This is a genomic window from Acinetobacter sp. PFS20, assembly GCF_052261015.1.
Lineage (GTDB): Bacteria > Pseudomonadota > Gammaproteobacteria > Pseudomonadales > Moraxellaceae > Acinetobacter.
This window is the reverse complement of record NZ_JBPVZE010000001.1, coordinates 3,268,527-3,292,949: the sequence shown is the minus strand read 5'-3', so window position 1 is coordinate 3,292,949 and position 24,423 is coordinate 3,268,527. Positions and strand designations below refer to the sequence as shown.

Genomic DNA, 24,423 nt, shown 5'->3' with positions numbered 1-24,423 from the left:
AAGATTAATCGGCTAAAGAAAAAGACTCATGAATAGCACAACTTTCAACAAAAGTTTGATCATGTGAAATGAGTAATACAGCGCCTTCATAGCTTTGAATAGCGGTAGCTAATAGTTCTCTAGATTCAATATCTAAATGATTTTCTGGTTCATCTAATAACAAGAGTTCAGGGGTAGGATGTATCTGGCTAAGCGCCAATAAGGCTACTTTGAGTTTTTCACCACCACTGAGCTGAGATAAAAGTTGTGTACCTTTATCACCTCGAATTCGAAGTTGACCTAATAGATTTCGCCATTCTAGTTCTGAAAGCTCACTATTCAGGTGGGTTAGATTTTCAATCACCGTCATTTCATCACATAAAAAGCTAAAGTTTTGGTCCAGATAAAAGCACTCTACAAATAAGTGAATGCTGTCACATGGCTGTTTGTTTTGAGCTTGAATTGCTTTGAGTAGTGTCGATTTACCAATACCATTTTGACCGGTTACGTGAATTTTTTCGGCTGCCTGTACCGCTAAATCTATGGGTTTTTGCGTTCCATATTTCAGTTTAAGTTTTTTAATGCGAAGAATTTCTCCAGATTTCTTGTGAAAAGTGGGGAAGACAAACTGTTGTGGCTTGACGGTTTCAAGACGCATTTTTTTGTCTGTTAAATCATTTTGACTGTTCGAAATTTGTCGTTGGTGCTGAGACTGTATAGCAGCAATACTTTGGCCTGCTTGTTCCTTTTTAAAGTCGAGCAAAATTTTGGCTTGAGAATTTGATTCTCTTAACTTATTGCCAGCACGTTCACGTTTTTGAGCTTTCATTAATACTTCATGCTGCTTTTGCTTCATGTGTTTAACGTCGCGTTGGCCTTGTTGAACAGATTGCTCTAAAGCTGCAACATGAATTTGGTACTGGCCATAAAATTTTTCATAGTTTCCCGCTGTGTGATGTAACCCATGTTCATTCAAATGATAAATATGGTCTACTTCATTCAGTAAACTACGATCATGACTAATGATAAGCGCACCTGCTGGGTGTTTCCTCAAATGATCAATTAACCATTTTCTAGATTGCTGATCTAGATGATTACTAGGTTCATCAAGTAGCAAGTAGTGATCTGATTTTAGAAATAAACAGCTTAATGCCAATTTGGTTTTTTGACCTTCGCTTAGATTTTTCACTGGAAAGTCTAAATCTGTTGGTAAACCCGTAGACTCCAATAAATTATTCCATAAGGTTGGCAGATCCCATTTACCGTCTAACAAATCATAATCATCGAAGTTGGCAACACCTTGTTCAACTCTTTTATAAGCGTGATAAATATCTAAGATATCTAATGCTTCGGCAATGGTCAGTGCTGTCAAACGATGCAATTGAGGTAAATATGCATGCTTTACATGCCAAGATATTTGCCCAGATGTCAGAACTAAATCTGATTTAAGCGTCTGATTTAACATTTGCATAAGCAAAGATTTGCCTTGACCATTACGGCCAATTAAAGCAGATACTTGATGCGGTTCAAGATTAAAATTTAGTTGTTGAAACATGACTTTAGATGGAAATTCTAAAGAGAGTTGTGATATTACACATGCCTGCTGAGTCATAAAAAAACCTCATAAATACAGGATGTACAAAATAGGAAAGTAGTTTTAAGCAGAGACGTTAAATCACAAAAAATAGTCTATTTTGCACATCAAAAAAAGAAAAATTGATGAGAAAAAAGACTTACTTCATTGGCGTGACTCACGAAATTGGAAGAATAAGAAACTATTCTAGCTGGATTTTTGATTAGTGTAAAATTTATGCAATTTATTTTATTAAAAAACCCAATCGTTGGATTGGGTTTTTTTACATCTAAAAAGTTTATTCTTTTACAACCAATACCTGAATTTTGGTACTGTTTAAAACATCTTGAGCAAAGCTACCCAAAATAAGTTTTTGGAAGCCTTTGCGACCATGAGAACCAATCACAATCAAATCGGAACCTAAGTCTTCTACAGCTTTTAAAATACCATCTGAAGAAATTTCACCTTGGATGATTTGAGTTTCGGCATCAATACCTTCTTCGGCACATAAAGCTTTTACAGTTGCGAGTGTTTTTTCTGCATTTGCTCGTGCTTCAACAAAATAATCTTTTACAACAGGTGAGATGTAATAAAAATCTACCCCGCTAAAAGGATCTACCGCAACTAAGCTAATAGCGGTCAATTTGCTCCCAAATGCTTTTGCAATATGAGCTGCTTGTCTTGCTGCCGCTAAAGAAATTTCCGAACCATCGACTGGTACAATAATATGTTGGTAATTCATAATGTTATTCCTCTTATTTACAGTTGTTATATGTATGAAGCATTTATTAATTAAAGATTAACATATTTCATTCACGGTAAACATCTATTCAGTCATTGGAAAGAGAAATTAAATAAATTTATTTTAAATCATATATTTGTGTTTATTTTTTTATTGGTTGAGATGGTGTTTAGGTGGCATTGCTAAAGAATCGATAATATTTACATGAAAATTACAAAAAATTACTGTTCATCTTTCTGTCATATAGAAAACGTATAACAAAATAGTGAATTAAGGGGAGAGTGAGGAAGATGGCTGATTTAACAGCAAAGAAAGTTAATAAACTTATTGAAGAGTTCCGTCAAACAGGCAAAGAACCCGAAAAGTTAGTTATCGGTTATAAAACTTATGCCAGATTGATGACCGAAGATAAATTTGCAGAAAAAGTTGTTCCTTCACTTGAAGATTCAAAAGAACGCTTATATAAAAATCTAAAAATTAAACTTGTCACTGAAAAACATTATTTTGAAATTAAATAAAAATTATGTGAACTTCATCACTTGTTATTAAAGCAAAGTAACACTAAATATATTTAATAACATGATTATTGTATGATGATACAAATTAATAGTGTAGCCAACATTTGAAAACAGCAATCGTTTATAAACTCGATAGAATAAATTGCTTTTATTTTAAGTAGTGGAATAAATTGAAATGCCAACATTCAGTGTAATTATATTTTATGTTTTAACTATATTAGGCAGTGTAGCTATTGTTTATGGATTAGTCACTTTAAGTGTTTTTTTAATTGTTATTGGATTAGCTCTATTATTTGCAGCATTATTATTAAAAAAAGAATTTAAATTAGATATTCTATTTTGGAAATAAATATAATATGATTTTATATTTTAATTTCCTGTAATATTGTTCCAATAGAACTGAAATGAAAAAATTCAGTTCTAAAAATATTAGTTTTTTGATGAATATTGATGCAATAACGTTTTTTTGATCAGCATTATTACAATAAAATATAAAAGTAGAATATTTTAAATTTATTTAAGTATTTAAAAATAAAAAAGTTTCATTTAGGATAAAAGTAAAATTGTAAAAGCGTTTTTAGCTATTAAACAATAACAAAGCGAGGTGAGCATGACTTATAAGTATGAGTATGCAGGGTTCTGGTTAAGATTTGGTGCAATGATCATTGATACTCTTATTCTTTTTTTGGCTATTATTCCTGCAGCATGGATTTTTTATCAAGGGGATTACGACTTAGTCTTTGCAACAGGTTTAAGTGCTAAGCCACAAAATTATTGGTTCGATTTGATTGTGAACTATGCATTTCCTTTATTGTATTCAGTTTCATGTTGGCTGTATTTTGCAGGTACTCCAGGTAAGCGTTTGATGCGATTAAAAGTTTTAGATGAAAAAACAGGTAATAAGCTAACAGTTACGCAGAGTATTATTCGATATGTTGGCTATATTCCGTCAATTTTAGTGTTTGGTATTGGTCTTTTTTGGGTGGCATTTGATGCTAAAAAACAAGGCTGGCATGACAAAATGGCAAAATCAGTGGTAGTAAGAGAGTTATAAAAATAAGATTCAAAAGCGTTCATAGCATTAAAAATGGGGCTATGAACGCTTTTTTATTAACTTTTTTTAACCTTAAATTTAAGTACTACAAATACAATCAGACCGACAATCAGACCCCAAAATGCTGAACCAATACCAAAAAATTGAATGCCCGAAGCACTGCATAAGAAGGTAAATAATGCGGCTTCACGGTCTTCAACAGGGCCAAAGGCAAGCGCAATGTTATGGCTAATGGTACCAAGTAATGCGATGCCAGCTAAAGCTACAATAAAAATATGAGGGAAAGACATGAGTAAGCTTGTGAGTGTTGCTGCAAATAGTCCCATCAATGCATAGAAAAAACCAGAGCTCATGCCAGCAATATAACGTTTACTTGGGTCAGGATGAACTTGATCGTCAAGGCATACAGCTGCACTAATCGCAGCAATATTGACGCTATAGCAACCAAAAGGTGCAAGCAAAACTTGGGTTAAACCAGTCCAGCCAATCAGTTGGTTAACATGTGGTTTATAGCCGTAACTTTTGATCATGGCAATTCCGGGTAAATACTGCGAAGCCATACTAATCACAAAAAGAGGTAAGGCTAAGCCCAAAAGAGCCGACCAGCTAAAGACAGGACTAATCCAAACAGGTTTAGCCAAAGACCAGTGAAGCGTAGGCATATGAAATTCTAAAAATACAGGGCAGAGCACAACACCAGCAAGTGCTGTGAACACGATGCTATAACGCGGCCATAATCTTTTTGTAATGATATAAATGACGAGCAAAGATAAAACGAATGCCCAATCATTTTGTAAACTGGCGAAAAGTGAAATACCAAATTTGAGTAAAACGCCTGCAAGCATGGCACTAGTTAAGCTTTGCGGAATATAGGAAAGCGCTTTTTGGAAAATTCCTGAAAAACCTAAAATCGCAGTCAGTAAACCAACCACTAAAAAAGCACCAATTGCTTCATTTATGCTATATCCACCGCCAGTTGCAATAATTAAAGCGAGACCAGCGGTTGACCATGCAGTTGCTACAGGGTATTTAAATTTCCATGAAAGAATAAGTCCTGATAAACCAAGACCCAAACCTAAAGCCCAAAACCATGAGGTAATTTGTTCAGGTGAAGCACCTAAAGCTTGGGCAGCCTGTATCACTAAAATAGCCGAAACACTAATACCAATAAGAAAGGTAATGAAACCCGCGAATACGGCTGGAATAGAAAAATCTTGAAGAATCTTTTGCATAGCTAAATGTTCTAAATCCCTGAAAAATTAATATGTTTCTGCCTTTACTTTCAGCTCGCTAAATCTAACAATTTTTTTAAAAAAGGTGCTTTCTATTTTTAACCTAAAATGGAAATAATATTTTTAAAATGTCGAATAATGATATTATTCCTTCCATAAATAACACTAAATTTGGAATATTGTTTTATGGAAGAGCAAGCTGAGAATTTATCACCACTCGAATTGAAAATTATGCGTGCATTACAAGAAAATGGACGCTTAAGTAATGCCGAATTGGCTAAGCTCGTAGGCATAAGTACTTCATCTTGTTGGAATCATACTCAGCGTCTTTTTAAGATTGGAGCAATTCTAGATGTGCGTGCTCGGATCAATCCGAGCATGGTGCAACGTGATACGGTAGTACTCGTTGGTGTGGTTTTAGATCGCTCAACGCCTGATAGCTTTCAGGCATTTGAACAAGCATCAGGTGATTTGGAAAATGTTCTAGAGTGTTATCTGGTGGCGGGAGAGGTCGATTATTTTCTAAAAATTCGTGTTAAAGATTTAGCTGCGTTTAACCGATTCCATAGTGAAAAGATTATTGCCTTACCTGGAGTAAGACAAGTCAGAACATTTTTTGTGCTCAATGAGGTTAAAACAGATGGCATGCTGGCATTTTAACAGCTCATCATGTTTTAACTTTATAGTGCATAAACGGATAGGTAACGATGATTAGATTGTTGAGGTTGCTAGTTTTAGACCAAATCCGAAGAATAGAATTCCGACTAAAAAAATACTACTCGCAGCAATTTTATGGTTTTGTTTAAAAAATGCTGAAAGTTTAATTCCAGAGAAGATTAATGCCGTTAAATAGCTAAAACTAATCACCTGTAAAATAACCGCTAAAATTAAAAAGCTTAGAGCAGGATAGGCATAGTCGGGTTCAACAAATTGAACAAAGAAAGATAGGAAAAATAAAATTGCTTTAGGGTTAAGTAAACTAATACTTAAGGCGGTTTTATAAGGATGAATTTTATCTAAAGCGGGTAAATCAGCCATTTCTGGTTGTGGTTGATTACGTTGTTTCCACCTTTGAATACTACCTTGTAAGAGTTTAAAGCCTAAATAAGATAGGTAAAGTGCACCTGTTAATTTAAGAATAACAAATACCCATGGAAATGCTTTAAGTAGAGATGCAGCTCCTAGTACGGTACACAACATTAAAATGAGATCGCCGGTAAAAATACCCAATGCGCCCATATATCCGGTTTTAATGCCGTAACGTGAAGCAATTGACATCACATAAAGAGAGTTGGGCCCTGGCAATAACACAATTAGGAATGTACCAATAATATATGTTGTTAGATCTGTTATGCCGAACACGAGAAACCCAATAAAAAACCGATTTTTGCCATGATAACAAAAATCGGTGATTTTGTATGAAAAGTGCAGTTTTTTAAGGTTTAATTTCCGCATCAATTCCGAAAGATTGACGTAATAAAAAACTTAATTGGTCACGAGCTTTAATAAAGCCATCAACACCACCTTGTAAAAGTTGGAATGCCATTAAGTCATGATTAAGTTCATCTTTAAAGCTTTGTTCATCTTGCGCTGGTCGAACAATCGCTTCTGCTTGTTTTGCTTCAGAGGCATCAAGTGCCGCATCAACTGTACGCGTATCTTGTTCAAGCTGAGTAAGTAGACCAGGAGAGATCGTTAGCAAATCGCATCCTGCAAGACCAAGCACTTGATCAATGCTACGGAAGCTCGCACCCATCACTTGAGTAGGAATATTTTGCTGTTTGTAGTAAGTGTAGATTTTCTTAACTGAAACCACACCTGGGTCTTTTTCGATTGGGTAAGCGTCTACACCTTCGGCCTTTTTGTACCAGTCTAAAATACGGCCTACAAATGGTGAAATTAAAGTTACTTTAGCATCTGCACAAGCTTGAGCTTGATGTAAACCGAAAAGGAGAGTGAGGTTGCAAGCAATTCCTTCAGCTTCGAGTACTTTAGCAGCTTGAATACCTTCCCAAGTTGACGCGATTTTAATCAGAATACGTGACTGATCAATACCATAACCTTTGTAAAGTTCACATAATTCATGTGCTTTTTTAATGGTTGCTTCAGTGTTGTATGAAAGTGAAGCATCAACTTCTGTAGAAACACGACCTTCAATGAGTTTTAAAATTTCTACGCCAAATTTTACAGTCAAAATATCAATCGTTCTTTCGATTAACTCATCGTTGCTATAGCCTTCTTCTTTGGCTTGATAATAAGCATCTTCAATCAGCTCTTTACTTTCAGGTTGTTCTGCTGCTGCCGTAATCAACGAAGGGTTTGTCGTCGCGTCTAATGGACGAAATTTACGAATTGCATCAAGGTCACTACTATCGGCAACAACGGTCGTTAATGTTTTTAATTGGTCAAGTGCTGTATGAGTCATTGATATTCAACATCTTCAGTAATAAATCTTATGTTTTCTTTTATAGCACAAAGTCTATTCATGCTGTCGATATATCAATTGTTATATTTCAAAGAAAAACGTTTAGGTTCTGCATCTCAATTGAAATAATTTTAAGGTGTCTGTTGCATTCGTTGCTTACGGATATATTCAATCAGAAATCTAGCAGCCGCACCGAGTTCACTTTCACGGCTCCATACTAAGTCGACGTAATATTCAAATCTTGGAGTGAAATCTAATAAATCCAATACTTTAAGCTTGTTTTTTAATTCAGGGTTTTCTTTAAACATTTCTTGAGGAAGAACACCCCAACCTAGATTGCGTAAAATCATTAAACAAGCAGAGTGGTGGTTGTCTGTACGCCAGTAATGTTTCGAAAATAGCAATTCAGGTTTTAAAGTCTCATCTCGGCTTGCAACTACAATTTGTCGTGTAGTAAGGATTTGTTCATAAGAAACCTGATTTTGGCTTGCGAGGGGATGGCTATTTGAAATTACCGGAATTAAAGCTTCACGTTTAAGTTCTACAAATTGTTCTCTGTTATCTAGGTGTTCGCGTTCAAACATCAGTGCAAGTTGGGCAGAGCCATCTAATAGCATTTGAAGTGCATCTTCTTGAGGGGCAGACACAATATTAATTTGTAGGTCTGGAAAGCGGCTCTCTAAAAGACAAATATAGTCGGTCCAATTGGTGTGTAAAAGTTCAGAGACAATCACAAGAGTTAAATTGGCTTCTAACCCTGTACTTAACGCGTGAGCGTGTTGTTTCCATTGATTCATCTCAATTAAAAGTTGAGATGTCTTTTCGTATAATACCCGTGCTTCGTCAGTAGGGACGGGTTCACGGCCTTTACGGTCAAATAAAGTCAGGTTTAGATCAATTTCTAAGTTGGCAATAGACATGCTTACAGCAGAGGGGACTTTACCCAGTTTTCGCGCTGCTGCTGAAAAAGAGCCTGTTTCAATCACGGCCTGAAACATGAGTAGTTGTTCTTGATTAATATTCATCTGTCAAAAAAACTGAAAGAACCTGATTGGATTAATCAATATTATAAAAATAAAATGCACATTATCCAAGTTATTATTGAGTATTTAAAAATGTTGATTTCCAAGAGAAGGCTCATTCATGCAATCAGTTATGAAGGAATTTTATTGGTCATCATTGCGATTGCATTAAGTTTTATTTTTGATATGCCAATGGATGTAACCGGAACACTCGGTGTGTTTATGGCAGTTGTTTCAGTTTTCTGGAATATGATTTTTAACCACTATTTCGAAAAAGTAGAGCATAAATATAATTGGGAAAGAACGATCCCTGTTCGGATTTTACATGCCATTGGTTTTGAAGGCGGCTTGTTGATTGCAACAGTACCGATGATTGCATATATGCTTCAGATGAGTGTCATTGATGCACTTATTTTAGATATTGGTTTAACCTTATGTATTTTGGTTTATACCTTTATTTTCCAGTGGTGTTATGACCATATCGAAGATAAGTTTTTCCCAGATGCTAAAGCAGCATCACTGCATTAAAAATTAAGTTGTTAAACTAAAAAAGCACCCATCAGGGTGCTTTTTTTTAAAGGTGAATCGTAAAATTATTTCTCTACGATTGCTACAACGCCTTCACCACCTGCTGTACAGATCGAGATTAATGCACGGCCTGAACCTTTTTGATTAATCAATTTAGCAGCAGTTGCTAAAATACGGCCACCAGTTGCAGCAAATGGATGGCCTGCACCTAAAGATGAACCATTTACGTTCAGTTTAGAGCGATCAATTGAACCTAAAGGTGCATCTAAACCAAGACGTTCTTTACAGAATTTTTCATCTTCCCAAGCTTTCAATGTAGACAACACTTGAGATGCGAATGCTTCATGAATTTCGTAGAAATCAAAATCTTGAAGTTTAAGGTTTGCACGCTTAAGCATACGAGGTACTGCATAAGCAGGAGCCATCAATAAGCCTTCTTTAGGACCATTTTTACCAATGAAGTCAACAGCTGCTGTTTCAGAGAAAGAAAGGTAAGCTAAAACTTCATGGCCATTTTCTTTTGCCCATTCTTCAGAAGCAAGCAAGACAACAGAAGCACCATCAGTTAACGGAGTTGAGTTACCTGCTGTCATTGTCGCAGTTTCGCCTTTACCGAAAACTGGTTTCAATTTAGCAAGTTTTTCAATTGTGCTGTCTGCACGTAAGTTGTTGTCACGGTTAAGACCTAAGAATGGAGTGATTAAGTCATCAAAGAAACCACGTTCATAAGCAGCAGCAAGTTTTTGATGGCTGCTTGCAGCTAATTCGTCTTGCGCTTCGCGAGTAATACCCCATTCTAATGCAGTGATTGCTTGATGCTCACCCATTGAAAGGCCAGTACGTGGTTCACCATTGCTTGGTGCATCAAGTAGTTTTTTAAAATCAATTTTTGTTAATGCTTTAAGACGATCTTTACCAGTCTTAGCAACATTGAGCTCAAGTAAAACTTTACGTAAACCATCACCTACAGCAATCGGCGCGTCAGAAGTTGTGTCTACACCACCTGCAATACCTACATCGATTTGACCAAGTGCAATTTTGTTTGCAACAACAAAAGCAGCTTGTAAACCTGTACCACAAGCAATTTGAATGTCATAAGCAGGAGTTTCAGGAGCAAGATCTGTGCTCAATACAACTTCACGAGTCATATTGAAGTCACGGCTATGTTTTAAAACAGCACCCGCAACGACTTCACCAATACGCTTACCTTGTAAGTTAAAGCGCTCAACCAAACCATTCAATGCTGCTGTCAGCATGTCAGAATTAGACGCTTTAAAATAAGCAGTATTTGAACGTGCAAATGGAATACGGTTGCCACCAATAATTGCAACGCGGCGAACAGTGTTTTGGCTCATGGTTTTATCCTGTTGAACAGAAGTTTTGGTTTTTGTTGCTTTTGGTGCTGCAACTACATTATTAGAAGATGTAGATGAGGTTGCTGTAGCAGCGCTCTTATTACGAGGGCTACGTGCAGGTGCAGTCGTTGAACGAGTACGTGTCGTTTTTGGAGTATTAGTTGCTGCTTTAGGAGTTGTGCTGTTACGCTTAGCCGTGTTAAAAGCCGGCTTTGATGTATTTGACACTTTTTCCTCAGCAGAATTCTCGACTGCTGGATTTTCTTGAGTTGTCTTGCTCATAAGGCTTTTCCAAGCATATTAACGATATTCTTATAAGCTACATTAACACAATTCAAATAGACCTGTATTGACTAGAATGACATTGTAGATAGCATTCAGGTCAAGACATCCAAAGATGAACTCAAGTATGATTTGGAGTAACTCTAATGAACGACTGATTTCATATTGTTGCTATTCATCTCATAACATAATGAAGCCTGTCGTAGAAAATTCATTTCTTTGAGAGATAATAATCATGACTGATCAATACCAAGCATTTACACAATCTCCTATTGGTAAATTCGTTGTTAAAAATCTGGGTTTACCATCACCAGTTGCATTAGAGCGTTTTGAAAGTGCTCAGCCAGTAGTGAATGGTGCAGTATTGGTTGGCGCAGCGCCGTCAAGTGTATTGTCTGGTGCGATTGCACAAGTACTTAGCAATATTCATGCTGACAGCTATGTAGGCAATAATGTTGCATTACAACAAGAAGCTGCAAAAGTTGGTTTAAATTTACGCCCATTTAATGCAGGCGACAAAGAATCAAAATTCAAAGCAGTCGTATTTGATGCTTCTGGTATTCAAAACTCAGAACAGTTAAACGAACTTTATAAATTCTTTAACCCGATTGCACGTCAAGTTGCGACTTCTGGTCGTGTTATTGTCATTGGTACAACTCCTGAAACTGCAAAAACTGTAAAACAAGCGATTGCTCAGCGTGCACTTGAAGGCTTTATCAAATCTGTAGGTAAAGAATTTAAAAAGGGTATTACTGCTCAAGTTGTCTATGCTGATGAAGGCGCTGCTGCAAACCTTGAATCAACTTTACGTTTCTTACTTTCTCCACGTTCAGCTTATGTGTCTGGTCAAGTTGTTCGTGTGTCTAAAGCAGATGTGGTTGATGTTGATTGGGCAAAACCGCTTGCTGGTAAAACTGCATTAGTAACTGGTGCGAGCCGTGGTATTGGTGAGGCAATTGCACATGTGCTTGCACGTGATGGCGCTCACGTTATCTGTTTAGACGTACCACAACAACAAGCTGACCTTGACCGTGTAGCTGCTGACATTGGTGGTTCTACATTGGCAATTGACATTACTGCTGCTGATGCTGGCGAAAAAATTAAAACTGCTGCGGCAAAACAAGGCGGTTTAGATATTATCGTTCATAACGCAGGTATTACTCGTGACAAAACTTTGGCAAACATGAAGCCAGAGCTTTGGGACTTAGTAATTAACATTAACTTGTCTGCTGCTGAACGTGTAAATGACTACTTGTTAGAAAACGATGGTCTAAATGCAAATGGTCGCATTGTTTGTGTATCATCAATTAGTGGTATTGCTGGTAACCTTGGTCAAACCAACTACGCTGCATCTAAAGCTGGTGTGATTGGTCTGGTGAAATTTACTGCACCTATATTAAAAGATGGTATTACCATTAACGCAGTAGCACCTGGCTTTATTGAAACTCAAATGACTGCTGCGATTCCATTTGCAATTCGTGAAGCTGGTCGCCGTATGAACTCAATGCAACAAGGTGGTTTACCTGTTGATGTAGCAGAAACGATTGCATGGTTTGCATCAACTGCTTCTACAGGCGTAAATGGCAACGTTGTACGTGTGTGTGGTCAAAGCTTGTTGGGCGCTTAAGCACTTTTAGCTAAAAAGGGGTGCTTGTGCATCCCTTTTTTATTCAAAAATCTATAAATTATAAAAGGTTAGGTATGAATACTCGTCATTTTAGCCAGCTACCAAAAGCGGCATTGGCTTATCCAAAAGTGGTACAAGGTTTAATTTTTAAAAAGCCTAAAGGGCCAAAAATCTTACCGCAAGTTGAATATGTGGTTGATAGTCTAGAAATTGATCAGAGTCATCTCAAAGCTTATAACGAAGTATGTGGCTTTAAAAACAATGGCTTTGTACCCGCAATTTATTTGGCTGTGCTTTCTCAAAGCTTGCAAATGCACATGATGACAGCAGAAGCATTCCCATTTCCAATTTTAGGTTTAGTTCATATCCGTAACCAGATTAAACAAACTAGACCGATTGGTGTGACTGAAAAACTCACTCTGTCATGTAAATTTGGGGAACTAAAACCGCATGATAAAGGTGTTCAGTTTGACTTTATTACCACGGCTAAAGTTGGCAATGAAGTGGTAATGGAAGGCTTAACGACTTATTTATCTCGCCAAAAAGTTGAGAAAAGAGTGGGTGAGAAAGCCAAAGAAGAACAAGCACCAGCTTATGTTCCAAAGGCTGAGTGGAATATTTTAGAAAACACAGGCCGCCGTTATGCGAAAGTGTCTGGTGATTTTAACTTAATTCATATTCATGCTATTACAGCAAAAGCATTTGGCTTTAAGCAAGCAATTGCACATGGCATGTGGAGCAAAGCTAAAGCACTAGCGAACCTTGAATTACCAAATGCTTATGAAGCAGATGTATGGTTTAAGCTACCAATGTTCTTACCGTCAAAAGTTGAGTTCTTAACTGCAAATGCAGATAAAAAGACTGATTTCTTGATTCGTAATGCCAAATCACAAAAACCGCATGTTGCAGGAACTGTAAAAGCATTATAAAAATATCAGCAGCCTGAACAGATGTTTGGGCTGCTTTTGAGCAAAATAACAAAAAATGCAAGGAACTTCATGTGATTAAACAAATTTTACTGGCCGATACCCATAACTATCACGGTATTTTAGATGAACGTTTTATTGATTTAGCTCACCAGTTCAGCCGTCTTCAAGATGCTAGAACCGGACAAGGTGGAGCTGCATTAGCGGTTTATTTTAGAGGCCAGAAAGTTGTAGATATCTACACCGGTCTAAAATCACAAAATGAAGCTTGGCAACCTGAAACTTTGGCAGTTTGCTACTCTACAGGTAAAGGCGTACTCGCAACTTTAGCGCATATTTTAGTAAGTGAAGGTTTTTTAGAATACGACAAACCGATTGCGACTTATTGGCCTGAGTTTGCTCAAAATGGTAAAGAGCAAATGACTTTACGTCATGTGCTAAGTCATCAAAGCGGTATGTTTGATGTTCGAAATATTATCGAAAGTGCAAGAGAAATGCTCGACTGGTCTCATATGTTAACTGTGATTGCAGCGACTAAGCCTAGATTCCTTGCAGGAGAGGGCAATGCTTATCAAGCTTTAACATTTGGCTGGCTTGTCGGTGGAGTACTTGAAAAAGCAACTGGTCAATCTTTAGATCAGCTCATGCAAAAATATCTCGTTGAGCCTTTGCAGTTAGACGGCGCTTATTTTGGTACACCTGCAAGTGAGCTAGACCGTGTAGCACGTTTAATTATTCAACCCAAACCTGAAAAACCAGCGGCTCCCCAAGTTGAAAAACCTAAAAAGCCTCAAGCACGCAAGAGTTCACTCTCTGAAAAAATGATTACGTGGACGGGGCAAGATCCGCAAGATTTTCAGGATGCCATGATTCCAAAAGGAATGAAGCATTTTAGTTTCTTTAGTGATGAAGGGTTACAAGCAGTCATTCCAGCGGCGAACGGCACGTTTACTGCAAATAGTCTTGCTAAAATTTATGCGATGCTGGCAAATCACGGTGAATGGGATGGACAGCAAGTTATTCGCCCAGAAATATTTAAAGAGCTCAGTACCATTCAAAGTTATGCACGTGATCGTGTCATGCCAATTCCGATGAATTGGCGCTTAGGATATCACCGCATTATTACCATGGGTAAACGCGCTAAAAATGGCTTTGGACATATTGGTTACAATGGTTCAGGAGCGTGGTGCGATCCTGAGCGCGACCTGAGTTTTGCCTATACTCATAACTTTCAAATTGGTTCAATCACGGGCGATTACCGTTTGTGGGGGCTGACTCAAGAAGCCTTACGGTGTACCGACCAAATTTTAAAAGGCCGTAAAGGTTGGTTCTAATTTTAGTATTTTAAAGCTGGTATTTTTAAGCAATACCAGCCCAATACTTATAATAATTCTAAGCGAATAATCGCTTCGGTATGGCGCTTGAAGTCTTCCTCAGCTAAACCTTGTAATCCAAGTTGATAAATACCTTCTAATCCGCAGACAAACGCAATGAGTCGCCACGCAATGTCTGTTGAGTTGGATATGTTTTTAAATTCACCTTCTTGTTTGCCATATTCAATGGCCTGCACAATCGTTTCATGCCAACTCTGCATAGCAAGGTTATAAGCTTTTCGTATTTCAATATCTTGTTCAATTAAGAGTTCAGCTTCATTCCATAATCGTAAATAAGGCTGAAGTCTATCGATGTTTTCTGCACCCAATAAAATGAAGATTCTTTGAAATTGGCTGGTTGTTTGGAGAGTTTGTTCAATTTCATCAAGCTGTTCCATCAGCTTTAAAAAGGCTTCAGCTTTTAAATGAGATGCTGAAGAAAAGTGGTGGTGAACTTGTCCGGTAGAGGTTTGTGCTTCTGTTGCGATTCGACGTACTGTCATGGCTGCAAAACCTTCAGCCAAAGCAACTTGCATGGCGGCTTGCAGAATCATTTCTCTGCGTTGATCGCGATTAAGATAGGCCATGTTTGTTTCACCTGACTGAATTCGACACAAATTACATTAAATTTAAAAGTTGGACAAGTGTCCAATTGTGTATATAATAACCACAATTTGAACACATGTCCAAGTTTTGGATATTGAAGAGCGTTATGCAAAAAAAATGGTTAATCCTGACAATTATCGTCCTTATATATTTACCCGTTACGATTGATGCAACGGTGATGCATGTTGCAACACCATCTTTAAGTGCAGCATTGAATTTAACTGCCAATCAGCTTTTATGGGTCATTGATATTTATTCACTGATTATGGCGGGTTTGATTTTGCCGATGGGTGCACTTGGTGATCGTATTGGCTTTAAAAAATTATTATTTATTGGAACTGCAATTTTTGGAGTTGGTTCCTTAGCTGCGGCTTTTTCTCCAACCGCTTATGCCTTAATTGCTTCACGTGCTGTTTTGGGGTTAGGGGCAGCGATGCTTATTCCTGCCACTTTATCAGGCATTCGTAATGCTTTTACCGAAGAGAAGCAGAGAAATTTTGCACTTGGTCTTTGGTCTACAGTGGGTGGTGGTGGAGCAGCTTTTGGTCCATTGGTTGGTGGTTTTGTACTAGAACATTTTCATTGGGGAGCCGTGTTCCTCATTAATATACCGATTATTTTAGTGGTTTTGGTCATGATCGCGATGATCATTCCTAAACAACAAGAGAAAACTGATCAGCCAATTAATTTAGGGCAAGCTTTAATTTTAGTTGTAGCCATTTTAAGCCTCATCTATTCAATCAAATCGGCGATGTACAACTTCTCGATGCTTACGGTTGTGATGTTTGTGGTTGGAATAAGTACTTTAATCCACTTCATTCGAAGCCAAAAAAGAACGACCACGCCAATGATTGATTTGGAGTTATTTAAACATCCAGTGATTTCTACCAGCATTGTTATGGCTGTTGTTTCCATGATTGCTTTGGTTGGCTTTGAATTACTCTTGTCTCAAGAGTTGCAGTTTGTACATGGGTTTTCACCATTACAGGCAGCCATGTTTATTATTCCATTCATGATCGCGATTAGTTTAGGTGGTCCATTAGCCGGAATCTGTTTAAATAAATGGGGGCTTAGACTTGTATCTACTGTTGGTATTTTAATAAGTGGATTTAGTCTATGGGGGCTTGCCCAGCTTAACTTTTCGACCGATCATTTTTTAGCGTGGACGTGTATGGTCTTTTTAGGCTTTAGCATTGAAATTGCCTTACTGGCTTCAACTGCCGCCATTATGTCATCCGTCCCACCTCAAAAGGCAAGTGCAGCAGGGGCGATTGAAGGTATGGCCTATGAACTTGGAGCTGGTTTAGGTGTCGCTATTTTCGGGTTAATGTTGTCTTGGTTTTATAGTCGCTCAATTATTTTGCCAGCAGAGCTTCCGTCGAACTTAATTGAGAAAGCCAGTATCTCGATTGGTGAAACCATGCAGTTAGCAGCTAGCCTCGAAAAACCTTTGGGCGAGCAGTTAGTTGCGGTTGCGCAGCAAGCTTTTAGCTATGCGCATAGTTGGGTGCTTACAATCTCCGCCATTTGTTTCTTCCTGCTAACTGTATTTGTCTGGTTTAGTTTTCCTAAGAAAGTAAATTAAAACTAAAGGATAAAAAGAGAGACTATCTTTCTTTTTATCCTTAAATATCTTTTTTAATATTTTCTTCATATCGAAAATTGGTTATTTAATTCTCATAAACAAACTATTCTTTAATAGGTTTCATGTTTTTATTTCAAAATGATTCAATATTCATGTTATTGAAATTTAATGAAAAATGAATTGATCGAAAATTGACTGTAAAAAAATGGTTTGTTAACCTGCTATGCGAAAATCTAAAAACAAATAAAAGAGGCCGCTGTGAATTTTAAATTAAAAACATCACTTATTATTGGAGCAATTGTTGCGTCTTCACTTGTATATGCTGCAACTGTACTTTCACCAAATCAGAATAATAATAGTGGATCAATACCATCTGGTTATTCAGATTTAGAATTTTCTTTAGCAAATGGAAATTGGGTCAAAAATCTCTCTTTACCGGCAAGCGCTAATAATTCGGACAAAATTACAGTTCGTTCTAGTGCCGCCTATAGTAGTTATTTAGATACTTCTAATACGAATATTCCATTAGAAGTGTTGAAAATAAATAGTGGAGATGTTTATCAATTCATCTTTAATAGCAGTCAAAATAAATGGATTGCTCAGTTAGCAACAGTGAGTCCTACCAATGGTGCAATCTATGAAGTTGTTCCATTAACAACTGCATCCATGCAAAAAGTACTTATTCAAAATGACAAATGGGCACAAACCATTGCATTACCGAGTGATGTACGTGACGGAACAACCGTACAAATTGTTTCTACGGCAAGTGCAAGCTCGGAGATTGATAAAACAAATTTACTATTCCCGAGCAGTTTTACACTAAAAAATGGATCTGAATATTGGTTTAAATATTATTCTGCTTTAGGAAAATGGGTTCCAGAATATATAAAACCTCAGAAGCTAAATGTTCAGCAAATTGGAACATCTTTAGCCGTGGTAAGTAGTCCGCTTACCGAAATTGCATTTGGAGATGGGAACTGGGTTTCCAATTTCACTTTGCCTACCACTGCAAGTGATCGGGATAGAATTATTATTAAGTCTACAGCGACTTGGTCTGCAAAAATTAATAACACCAATATTAATAGCCAAGCGACTTTAACGCTTAAAACAGGCGATCAATATGAGTTTATGTATGTAAGCGACAAAGGATATTGGCAGCTGATCTCTTCACCTACAAAGATAATTGATTCAACGGCAACAATCCCTGCAACTTTACCGAATATGACTCAGCCCACTTTAAAGGTGAAATTGTCTACATCAAATTGGCAGCCGACCTTGCAACTACCCGCTAAAGCTCAAGTCGGGGATAAGGTCGTTATTGTGTCGAATGCATCGACAGACACATATATTAATGCAGCTAATGGCTTGTCTACTGCAATTAAAAATGGTGAAAATCGCCGTTTTATTTACACCGCTCAAGGCTGGACAGTAGATAGTTATACAATTGATATGTTGTTGGTTTCTAGCCCAGAAGTAAATTCAATTTTAGGAGAGAGCGCTGCAAAACTTAGAATGATTGAAGGCGTAAATCTAACAAACTTAACCGCTGAAAATTCAAATGCACGTTTTTACTTAAGAGATGTTGGCTATTTAACTTATAAAATCCCTGCTACCACTTTAAAAGAGGCGATCTCGACTGGACGAGATGACACGACGGTACAAAATGAGCGTAAACGTGTATTGGCAGACGGTGTTTATTATCAAGGTAATGAACCGGGCGACGGTGGCTGTGGTTGGGCTTGGATTAATGCTTCTGCATATAACATGATTGGTGCAAATGATATTGCAGGTTGTTCTTTCGCGGCCATGCGTCATGAAGTCGGGCATAATCTTGGTCTGTACCATAATGGTTCAACCAACATTGGTTCAGGTTTTGCCCATCCGTTAGGAAGTACTGCAATGGGTGGTAATAATATTAATTTCTATTCGAGTCCGTATCTGTATAACCCTAAATATGGTGTACGTTTAGGTGAAGAAGGGAAGATCGATGCTGTCAGTGTCATTAACTTGAATGCGCAGAAAATTTCTCTATATAACTAATTTCTATTTTAGCTGTAAATAATGAAGAAAAATAAATTATTAATAGGAACTGCTATCGCTTGCATGGCGTTAGCAGTTTTAATCTGGTTTGCTTTTTCACAGCAAAGCTCTTCTGCTTTAACGTCGCCTTTAGAAAGTCGGCAAGAGTCTGGGACAAAAGTCGCAGATCGCCAAAATGAATTTGCTCGTCAAAATATGCTGAATTTGAGTCCGTCAGAAAAGGAAAAGTTGTCTAGGCAACAGATTGTTTTTAATGAAATAGAAAAGGATCAATTACCTTCGAATGTTAATTTTCCGCTGCTTAAAAATGCTAAAGGTATGGTCATTAAATATGACCCAAATGTGATTGAACTTAAAAAAGTGGGCGACACTGTTAAATTTCAAATGTTGGAATATGGCATTAATCGCACGGGCAAAATTGTAGAGATTGAACCTGTTGACCAAGATATTGTTCGATGGACTGGAAAATTTGATCAGGGCGATCCAAACCAAAATTTCTTTACGATTACTCAAAGTCAAAAAGATCACTATACGATCATGCAGATTTTTACCGAGAAGGGAAATTATTCGGCTGAAATTAAGGATGGTGTTGGGTTGGTCCAAACGATGGATGAGGGTGTAACTGATCAAGAGCTACATCATGATCATCCTTAGACAAATAAAGGGTTCTGGTAGAGAAAAGTAGCCAGTTCGCAGTTTATCTGTACGGATATGAGCTTTATGCGTTCACACTCTTTTAAAAACAAAGTATGCTTATGCCTGTAAAAAGGAGCATACATGTATCAAGTACTTGCTAGAAAATACCGTCCACGTAATTTCAATGAGTTAGTGGGGCAAAACCATGTTTCTCGTGCATTAAGTAGTGCATTGGAACGCGGTCGTCTACACCATGCTTATTTATTTACAGGAACGCGTGGTGTAGGTAAAACTACAATTGCACGTATTTTAGCCAAGTGTTTGAACTGCGAAACGGGTGTGACTTCTACACCATGTGAAGTCTGTGCAACCTGTAAAGCAGTTAACGAAGGGCGTTTTATTGACCTGATCGAAATCGATGCTGCTTCAAGAACAAAAGTAGAAGATACACGTGAACTTTTAGACAACGTTCCTTATGCGCCAACGCAAGGTCGTTTTAAAGTTTACCTGATTGACGAAGTACATATGTTATCGACGCATTCCTTTAATGCGTTATTAAAAACATTAGAAGAACCACCGGAACACGTTAAGTTTTTATTTGCAACGACTGATCCGCAAAAGCTACCAATTACGGTTATTTCACGTTGTTTGCAATTTACATTACGCCCTTTAGCTGTTGATGAAATTACCAAGCACCTTGGTGCTATTCTTGAAAAAGAACAAATTAATGCCGATCAAGATGCAATTTGGCAGATTGCTGAATCTGCTCAAGGTTCATTACGTGATGCATTATCTTTAACTGACCAAGCGATTGCTTATGGTCAAGGTTCTGTACATCATCAAGATGTTAAAGAAATGCTTGGCTTGATTGACCGTACGATTATTTATGATTTGATTTTAGCGATTCATCAGAACCAACGTGAGAAAGTTAGTCAGCTTTTATTGCAATTTAGACATCAAGCGCTAGATGTTTCACTTGTGCTTGATCAGTTGATTTCGACATTGCATGAATTGGCAATTTTGCAATATCTACCTGATTTGAGTTTGAAATATAGCGATGAAATCAATCGCAAAATCATGCAGCTGTCTAAGCTGATTTCTGCTCAAGATTTGCAGCTTTATTACCAAATCGCATGTAAAGGTCGTTCAGACTTGCAACTTGCTGTGACGCAAGAGCAAGGTTTTGAAATGTGCGTTTTACGCTTATTGGCATTCCGTCCTTTAGCGCCAAATGAAATTTTAGTATCAGAGCCTGTTCAACAAAATGAGCAAGCAGTAGTAGGGCTAAATCACCAAGTACAGCAACAAGTTCAAGATATTGCTCCTGTAAGTGCTGTTCAGCCTGTTGAAGTTATTAGTCAACCGGCTATGGTTGAACCTGAACCTGAACCTGAACCTGAACCTGAACCTGAACCTGAACCTGAACCTGAACCTGAACCTGAACCTGAACCTGAACCTGAACCTGAACCTGAACCTGAACCTGAACCTGAACCTGAACCTGAACCTGAACCTGAACCTGAACCTGAACCTGAACCTCAGTCTAATCAGGATTTAATGGTATTTGACCCAAATCATCATGAGTTGATTGGGCTTGAGTCAGCAGTTGTTCACGAGACTGTTAGTGTTCTAGAGGAAGATTTCATTCCGGTACCAGAACAAAAGTTAGTACAAGTTCAGGCAGAAACACAAACTAAAAATATTGAACCTGAACCAGCTTTCACTGCTGAACCTATGGGTTTATTTGAAACGCCTAACACTGAATTTTCGTTGGCCCAAGATGCGCCTGATCTTGTCTCTGAACCTGTTATTGAACAACAGTCATTTGTGCAAGCCGAAGTAATGGTTCAAACAGAAACAGTTGCAGTTGTGAAAGAGCCTGGCGAAACTGATAACGTACAGCTGATGCCTCAAGATATCTTGAAGCTGGCTCCTCAAGTTTTAGAAGGTGATTGGACACTTGAAAAATGGGAATATTGGTTTAGAAACAGTCAGCTTTCTCCAGCTGTTCAAGAACTTGCGCAGCATGGTGTGATGACGGGTGAAATTGGTGGCAATACTATTTTCCATATTCCTCAGGAATACGAAAATATGCTGACCCAGTTACAGCAAGGCCTTATTGATGCATTAAATGAGCAATGGCCGAATACTCAATTTACAGTTGAATATGGTGCTTTGAATACATCTACACCATATACCATTCAAAGTGCGCGTAAAGAAAAAGCCTTTCACCGAGCAGCCGAGCTGTTACAGCAACAACCTATCATTAAGAGTCTCATAGAAACTTTTGATGGCGAATTACAAAATATTCAATTAAAGCCTTAAATTTAACTGAGTTTTGATCTGGTGCAGAATATGAAAATAATAGAATTTTCATATTTTTCACTGGATTGAAATATTTGGGTCATGTCACTGTCATTGTACTTTTCTATGTTAGCCATTTTAGATTTTAAATGGATTGTACATAGCAATGAAAAGGCAATGCACTGGAATAAATTATTTTAAATATTCATATTTTTTATTAATCGGCGCGATTCTGCTGAGTGGTTGTAACGACTCATCAAATGATAATTCAAATACACCAGAAACAGGTAAAAAGCCTGTAATGCGCTGTGCACCATAAACTTCAATAATAAAAAGAACCTGATCATGATTACACGTCGTAAATTTTTAAATTATTCTTTAAATATGGGTTTTGGTGCTGCGGCATTGGCAGCTTTCCCATCTAGTATTCAAAAAGCTTTAGCAATTCCTGCAAACAATAAAACTGGCACCATCCAGGATGTCGAACACGTTATTATTTTAATGCAGGAAAATCGATCTTTTGATCATTACTTTGGAACGTTAAAAGGCGTCCGAGGGTTTGCCGATCGTTTTACAATTCCTCTGCCAAGTGGCCGCCGTGTTTGGGAGCAGCTTAGAAGTAATGGGCAAGTTTTAACGCCTTTTCATTTAGATGGTACAGCCAATAATGCGCAGCGTGCAGATGGTACTCCGCATACGTGGAACGATAGTCAGTTGGCTTGGGACAATGGGCGTATGGCGAATTGGCCAACCCATAAAACTGATATATCCATGGGTTATTTTAAAGAAAAAGAAATTCCATATCAGTTTGCACTTGCGAATGCCTTTACGATTTGTGATGCCTACCATTGCTCTATGCACACTGGAACAGATGCAAACCGCTCTTATCATTTAACAGGTACAAATGGGGCGACACCGACCAAGCGTTCATTTGTAAACAATGAGTGGGACTGGATTGATGGTAACCCAGCGACGGCAGATCGCGGTTATACGTGGAAGACCTATGCCGAACGTTTAGAAGAAGCAGGTGTAAACTGGATTTGTTATCAAAATATGCCAGATGAATGGGGTGATAACATGCTTGGTGCATTTCGTACGTTTAGAAAGGCGAACATTGCATCTGGTTATCCAGTTTCAAGTGGTGGTGAGCCGAATAAACCATATGCCGATACAGGTCAAAAGCTACCGTATAAAGCTTATGATGCTGCGACCGATAATGCCAAAAACCCATTGTACAAAGGCATTGCAAATACGTTGCCGGGTAATAAACCAGAAGAATATCTTGACGCTTTTAAACGCGACATCCGTGAAGGGAAATTACCGCAAGTGTCTTGGATTAATGCGCCATCGATTTACTGCGAACATCCAGACCCTTCAAGCCCAGTTCAAGGGGCTTGGTTTATTCAAGAAATTATTGATGCATTAACTGCTGTGCCAGAGGTTTGGAGTAAAACAGCACTCATTATCAATTTCGATGAAAATGATGGTTACTTTGACCACGTACCGTCACCATCAGCGCCATCTCGTTTCAAAAATGGCCAGTATGCAGGTAAATCGACATTAAGTAGTGCCGATATGCAGGATGAATATTTTGACCATGCTGCGCCTGAAGGAAGCCATTCTCAGCCTACACCTGATGGACGAGTTTATGGTCCGGGTCCTCGTGTTCCGTTATATGTGATTTCCCCATGGAGCCGTGGTGGTTGGGTCAACTCGCAAGTTTTTGACCATACTTCCGTGCTCATGTTTTTAGAAAAACGTTTTGGTGTAAAAGAGCCGAATATCAGTCCATATCGCCGTGCAGTGTGTGGTGATTTAACCAGTGCATTTAACTTTAAAACACCAAATGCAGATATTTTACCGCAGCTGAATGGTAAGCAAACACGTTTGCAGGCAGATGAGCTAAGAGAAAATCAAGAAGCCTTACCAGCTGTGCCTGTACCAACGGATATTAAGTTGCCGATTCAGCAAAGTGGCATACGCCTGTCACGTGCGCTACCTTACGAGTTGCATACCAGCGCGCGCTGTAAAGCCGATGGTAAAGTGCAATTGATTTTCTCTAATACGGGGAAACAGGCAGCGGTTTTCCATGTATATGACAAGCTCAACTTGGACCGTATTCCAAAGCGTTATATTGTCGAGCCGAATAAAACTCTAGATGATGAATGGGACGCTTTAAAAGATAATTTAGGTCGTTACGACCTATGGGTACTTGGTCCAAATGGTTATCATCGTCATTTTAAAGGCGATACTCAACGTATTATCGATAGGGGCATTAAACCTGAAATTCGAGTGTGCTATGACATTGCCAACGGTGATGTATACGTAGAGCTCATGAATGATGGTACCAAGGATGCAATATTGACGGTAAAACCTTGTGCATATCGACAAGATGCGCCTTTACAACTTACCGTAAAAGCGGGACAGGTTGTTAAGCAACATTGGGCTTTGGCTGACGTGGGACATTGGTATGATTTTGAAATCACCAGTCAAAGTGATCCGTATTATTACCGACGTTTTGCTGGTCGAGTTGAGACGGGTGAAGACTCCTTTAGTGATCCTGCAATGATATAAGTAGAGAGGGGGCAAAAAGAGTAGTTTATTTTCTTTTTGCCCCGT

21 protein-coding genes are annotated in these 24,423 nt (G+C 38.1%); 13 read left to right on the top strand and 8 right to left on the bottom strand.

All coding sequences use genetic code 11. From position 1 onward, the window contains the following. Nucleotides 1–4 precede the first annotated feature (4 nt). Both ACS125_RS15560 and ACS125_RS15555 read right to left on the bottom strand, forming a co-directional pair. Complete coding sequence (locus ACS125_RS15560) at nt 5–1,591, bottom strand: ATP-binding cassette domain-containing protein (protein WP_443273179.1); 1,587 nt, start codon at nt 1,589–1,591, stop codon at nt 5–7. Nucleotides 1,592–1,850: 259 nt separating this feature from the next. Then, a complete protein-coding gene (locus tag ACS125_RS15555) occupies nt 1,851–2,294 on the bottom strand; it encodes a universal stress protein (RefSeq protein WP_005306472.1) in 444 nt (147 codons plus the stop codon). 290 nt (nt 2,295–2,584) lie between these two features. Between ACS125_RS15555 and ACS125_RS15550 the strand changes: the two genes are divergently transcribed. From ACS125_RS15550 to ACS125_RS15540, 3 genes are all read left to right on the top strand, one after another. Beyond that, a complete protein-coding gene (locus ACS125_RS15550; RefSeq protein ID WP_004791683.1) occupies nt 2,585–2,812 on the top strand; it encodes a hypothetical protein in 228 nt (75 codons plus the stop codon). Between the two features lie 175 nt (nt 2,813–2,987). Then, a complete protein-coding gene (locus tag ACS125_RS15545; protein ID WP_151963068.1) occupies nt 2,988–3,161 on the top strand; it encodes a hypothetical protein in 174 nt (57 codons plus the stop codon). Between the two features lie 261 nt (nt 3,162–3,422). Next, on the top strand, nt 3,423–3,866 hold the full coding sequence (locus ACS125_RS15540; protein WP_443273176.1) for an RDD family protein: 444 nt from the start codon (nt 3,423–3,425) through the stop codon (nt 3,864–3,866). A 56-nt stretch (nt 3,867–3,922) separates the two neighbouring features. Here ACS125_RS15540 and ACS125_RS15535 read toward each other — a convergent pair whose 3' ends face one another. Then, nucleotides 3,923–5,098: a benzoate/H(+) symporter BenE family transporter gene (locus ACS125_RS15535; RefSeq protein WP_443273174.1), complete on the bottom strand. Its 1,176-nt coding sequence runs from the start codon at nt 5,096–5,098 to the stop codon at nt 3,923–3,925. Nucleotides 5,099–5,284: 186 nt separating this feature from the next. On the opposite strand from ACS125_RS15535, the gene ACS125_RS15530 reads away from it, so the two are divergent. Beyond that, complete coding sequence (locus ACS125_RS15530) at nt 5,285–5,758, top strand: Lrp/AsnC family transcriptional regulator (protein WP_004791690.1); 474 nt, start codon at nt 5,285–5,287, stop codon at nt 5,756–5,758. 51 nt (nt 5,759–5,809) lie between these two features. On the opposite strand, the gene leuE is transcribed toward ACS125_RS15530, so the two are convergent. The 3 genes from leuE to ACS125_RS15515 form a co-directional block, all read right to left on the bottom strand. Then, entirely contained in the window at nt 5,810–6,460 is a 651-nt protein-coding gene (leuE, locus tag ACS125_RS15525; protein ID WP_174739738.1) for a leucine efflux protein LeuE, read from the bottom strand. Between the two features lie 73 nt (nt 6,461–6,533). Next, nucleotides 6,534–7,523: a transaldolase gene (tal, locus tag ACS125_RS15520; RefSeq protein WP_443273171.1), complete on the bottom strand. Its 990-nt coding sequence runs from the start codon at nt 7,521–7,523 to the stop codon at nt 6,534–6,536. A gap of 131 nt (nt 7,524–7,654) precedes the next feature. Beyond that, the gene (locus ACS125_RS15515; RefSeq protein ID WP_004791696.1) at nt 7,655–8,548 is read right to left on the bottom strand and encodes a LysR family transcriptional regulator; all 894 of its coding nucleotides are present in this window, start codon (nt 8,546–8,548) and stop codon (nt 7,655–7,657) included. 90 nt (nt 8,549–8,638) lie between these two features. Here ACS125_RS15515 and aceI point away from each other — a divergent pair, with 90 nt between their 5' ends. Then, nucleotides 8,639–9,073 (top strand): chlorhexidine efflux PACE transporter AceI, encoded by a 435-nt coding sequence (gene aceI / locus ACS125_RS15510; protein WP_005073799.1) that lies wholly within the window; start codon nt 8,639–8,641, stop codon nt 9,071–9,073. A 65-nt stretch (nt 9,074–9,138) separates the two neighbouring features. Here the strand turns inward: aceI and ACS125_RS15505 are convergent, their stop codons facing one another. Then, nucleotides 9,139–10,710 carry an acetyl-CoA C-acetyltransferase gene (locus ACS125_RS15505; RefSeq protein WP_443273168.1) on the bottom strand — a complete coding sequence of 524 codons (1,572 nt, stop codon included), beginning with the start codon at nt 10,708–10,710 and terminating at the stop codon, nt 9,139–9,141. A gap of 235 nt (nt 10,711–10,945) precedes the next feature. On the opposite strand from ACS125_RS15505, the gene ACS125_RS15500 reads away from it, so the two are divergent. From ACS125_RS15500 to ACS125_RS15490, 3 genes are all read left to right on the top strand, one after another. Then, on the top strand, nt 10,946–12,337 hold the full coding sequence (locus ACS125_RS15500; RefSeq protein WP_443273166.1) for a 3-oxoacyl-ACP reductase: 1,392 nt from the start codon (nt 10,946–10,948) through the stop codon (nt 12,335–12,337). Between the two features lie 74 nt (nt 12,338–12,411). Next, nucleotides 12,412–13,266, top strand: coding sequence for a MaoC family dehydratase (locus ACS125_RS15495; protein WP_151963065.1), 855 nt, complete (start codon nt 12,412–12,414; stop codon nt 13,264–13,266). Between the two features lie 71 nt (nt 13,267–13,337). After that, on the top strand, nt 13,338–14,597 hold the full coding sequence (locus tag ACS125_RS15490; RefSeq protein WP_443273164.1) for a serine hydrolase domain-containing protein: 1,260 nt from the start codon (nt 13,338–13,340) through the stop codon (nt 14,595–14,597). Between the two features lie 47 nt (nt 14,598–14,644). Here the strand turns inward: ACS125_RS15490 and ACS125_RS15485 are convergent, their stop codons facing one another. Further along, nucleotides 14,645–15,223 (bottom strand): TetR family transcriptional regulator, encoded by a 579-nt coding sequence (locus ACS125_RS15485; RefSeq protein ID WP_081173442.1) that lies wholly within the window; start codon nt 15,221–15,223, stop codon nt 14,645–14,647. 125 nt (nt 15,224–15,348) lie between these two features. Between ACS125_RS15485 and amvA the strand changes: the two genes are divergently transcribed. The 5 genes from amvA (at nt 15,349) to ACS125_RS15460 (ending at nt 24,378) form a co-directional block, all read left to right on the top strand. After that, nucleotides 15,349–16,827, top strand: a complete 1,479-nt coding sequence (gene amvA, locus ACS125_RS15480) for a multidrug efflux MFS transporter AmvA (RefSeq protein ID WP_443273161.1) — start codon at nt 15,349–15,351, stop codon at nt 16,825–16,827. 258 nt (nt 16,828–17,085) lie between these two features. Further along, complete coding sequence (gene cpaA, locus ACS125_RS15475) at nt 17,086–18,867, top strand: metalloendopeptidase CpaA (protein WP_443273159.1); 1,782 nt, start codon at nt 17,086–17,088, stop codon at nt 18,865–18,867. Nucleotides 18,868–18,888: 21 nt separating this feature from the next. After that, complete coding sequence (cpaB, locus tag ACS125_RS15470) at nt 18,889–19,521, top strand: metalloprotease secretion chaperone CpaB (protein WP_443273157.1); 633 nt, start codon at nt 18,889–18,891, stop codon at nt 19,519–19,521. Between the two features lie 123 nt (nt 19,522–19,644). Next, entirely contained in the window at nt 19,645–21,825 is a 2,181-nt protein-coding gene (dnaX, locus tag ACS125_RS15465; protein ID WP_443273155.1) for a DNA polymerase III subunit gamma/tau, read from the top strand. Between the two features lie 324 nt (nt 21,826–22,149). Next, nucleotides 22,150–24,378 (top strand): phosphocholine-specific phospholipase C, encoded by a 2,229-nt coding sequence (locus ACS125_RS15460; RefSeq protein ID WP_443273153.1) that lies wholly within the window; start codon nt 22,150–22,152, stop codon nt 24,376–24,378. Nucleotides 24,379–24,423: the final 45 nt, after the last annotated feature.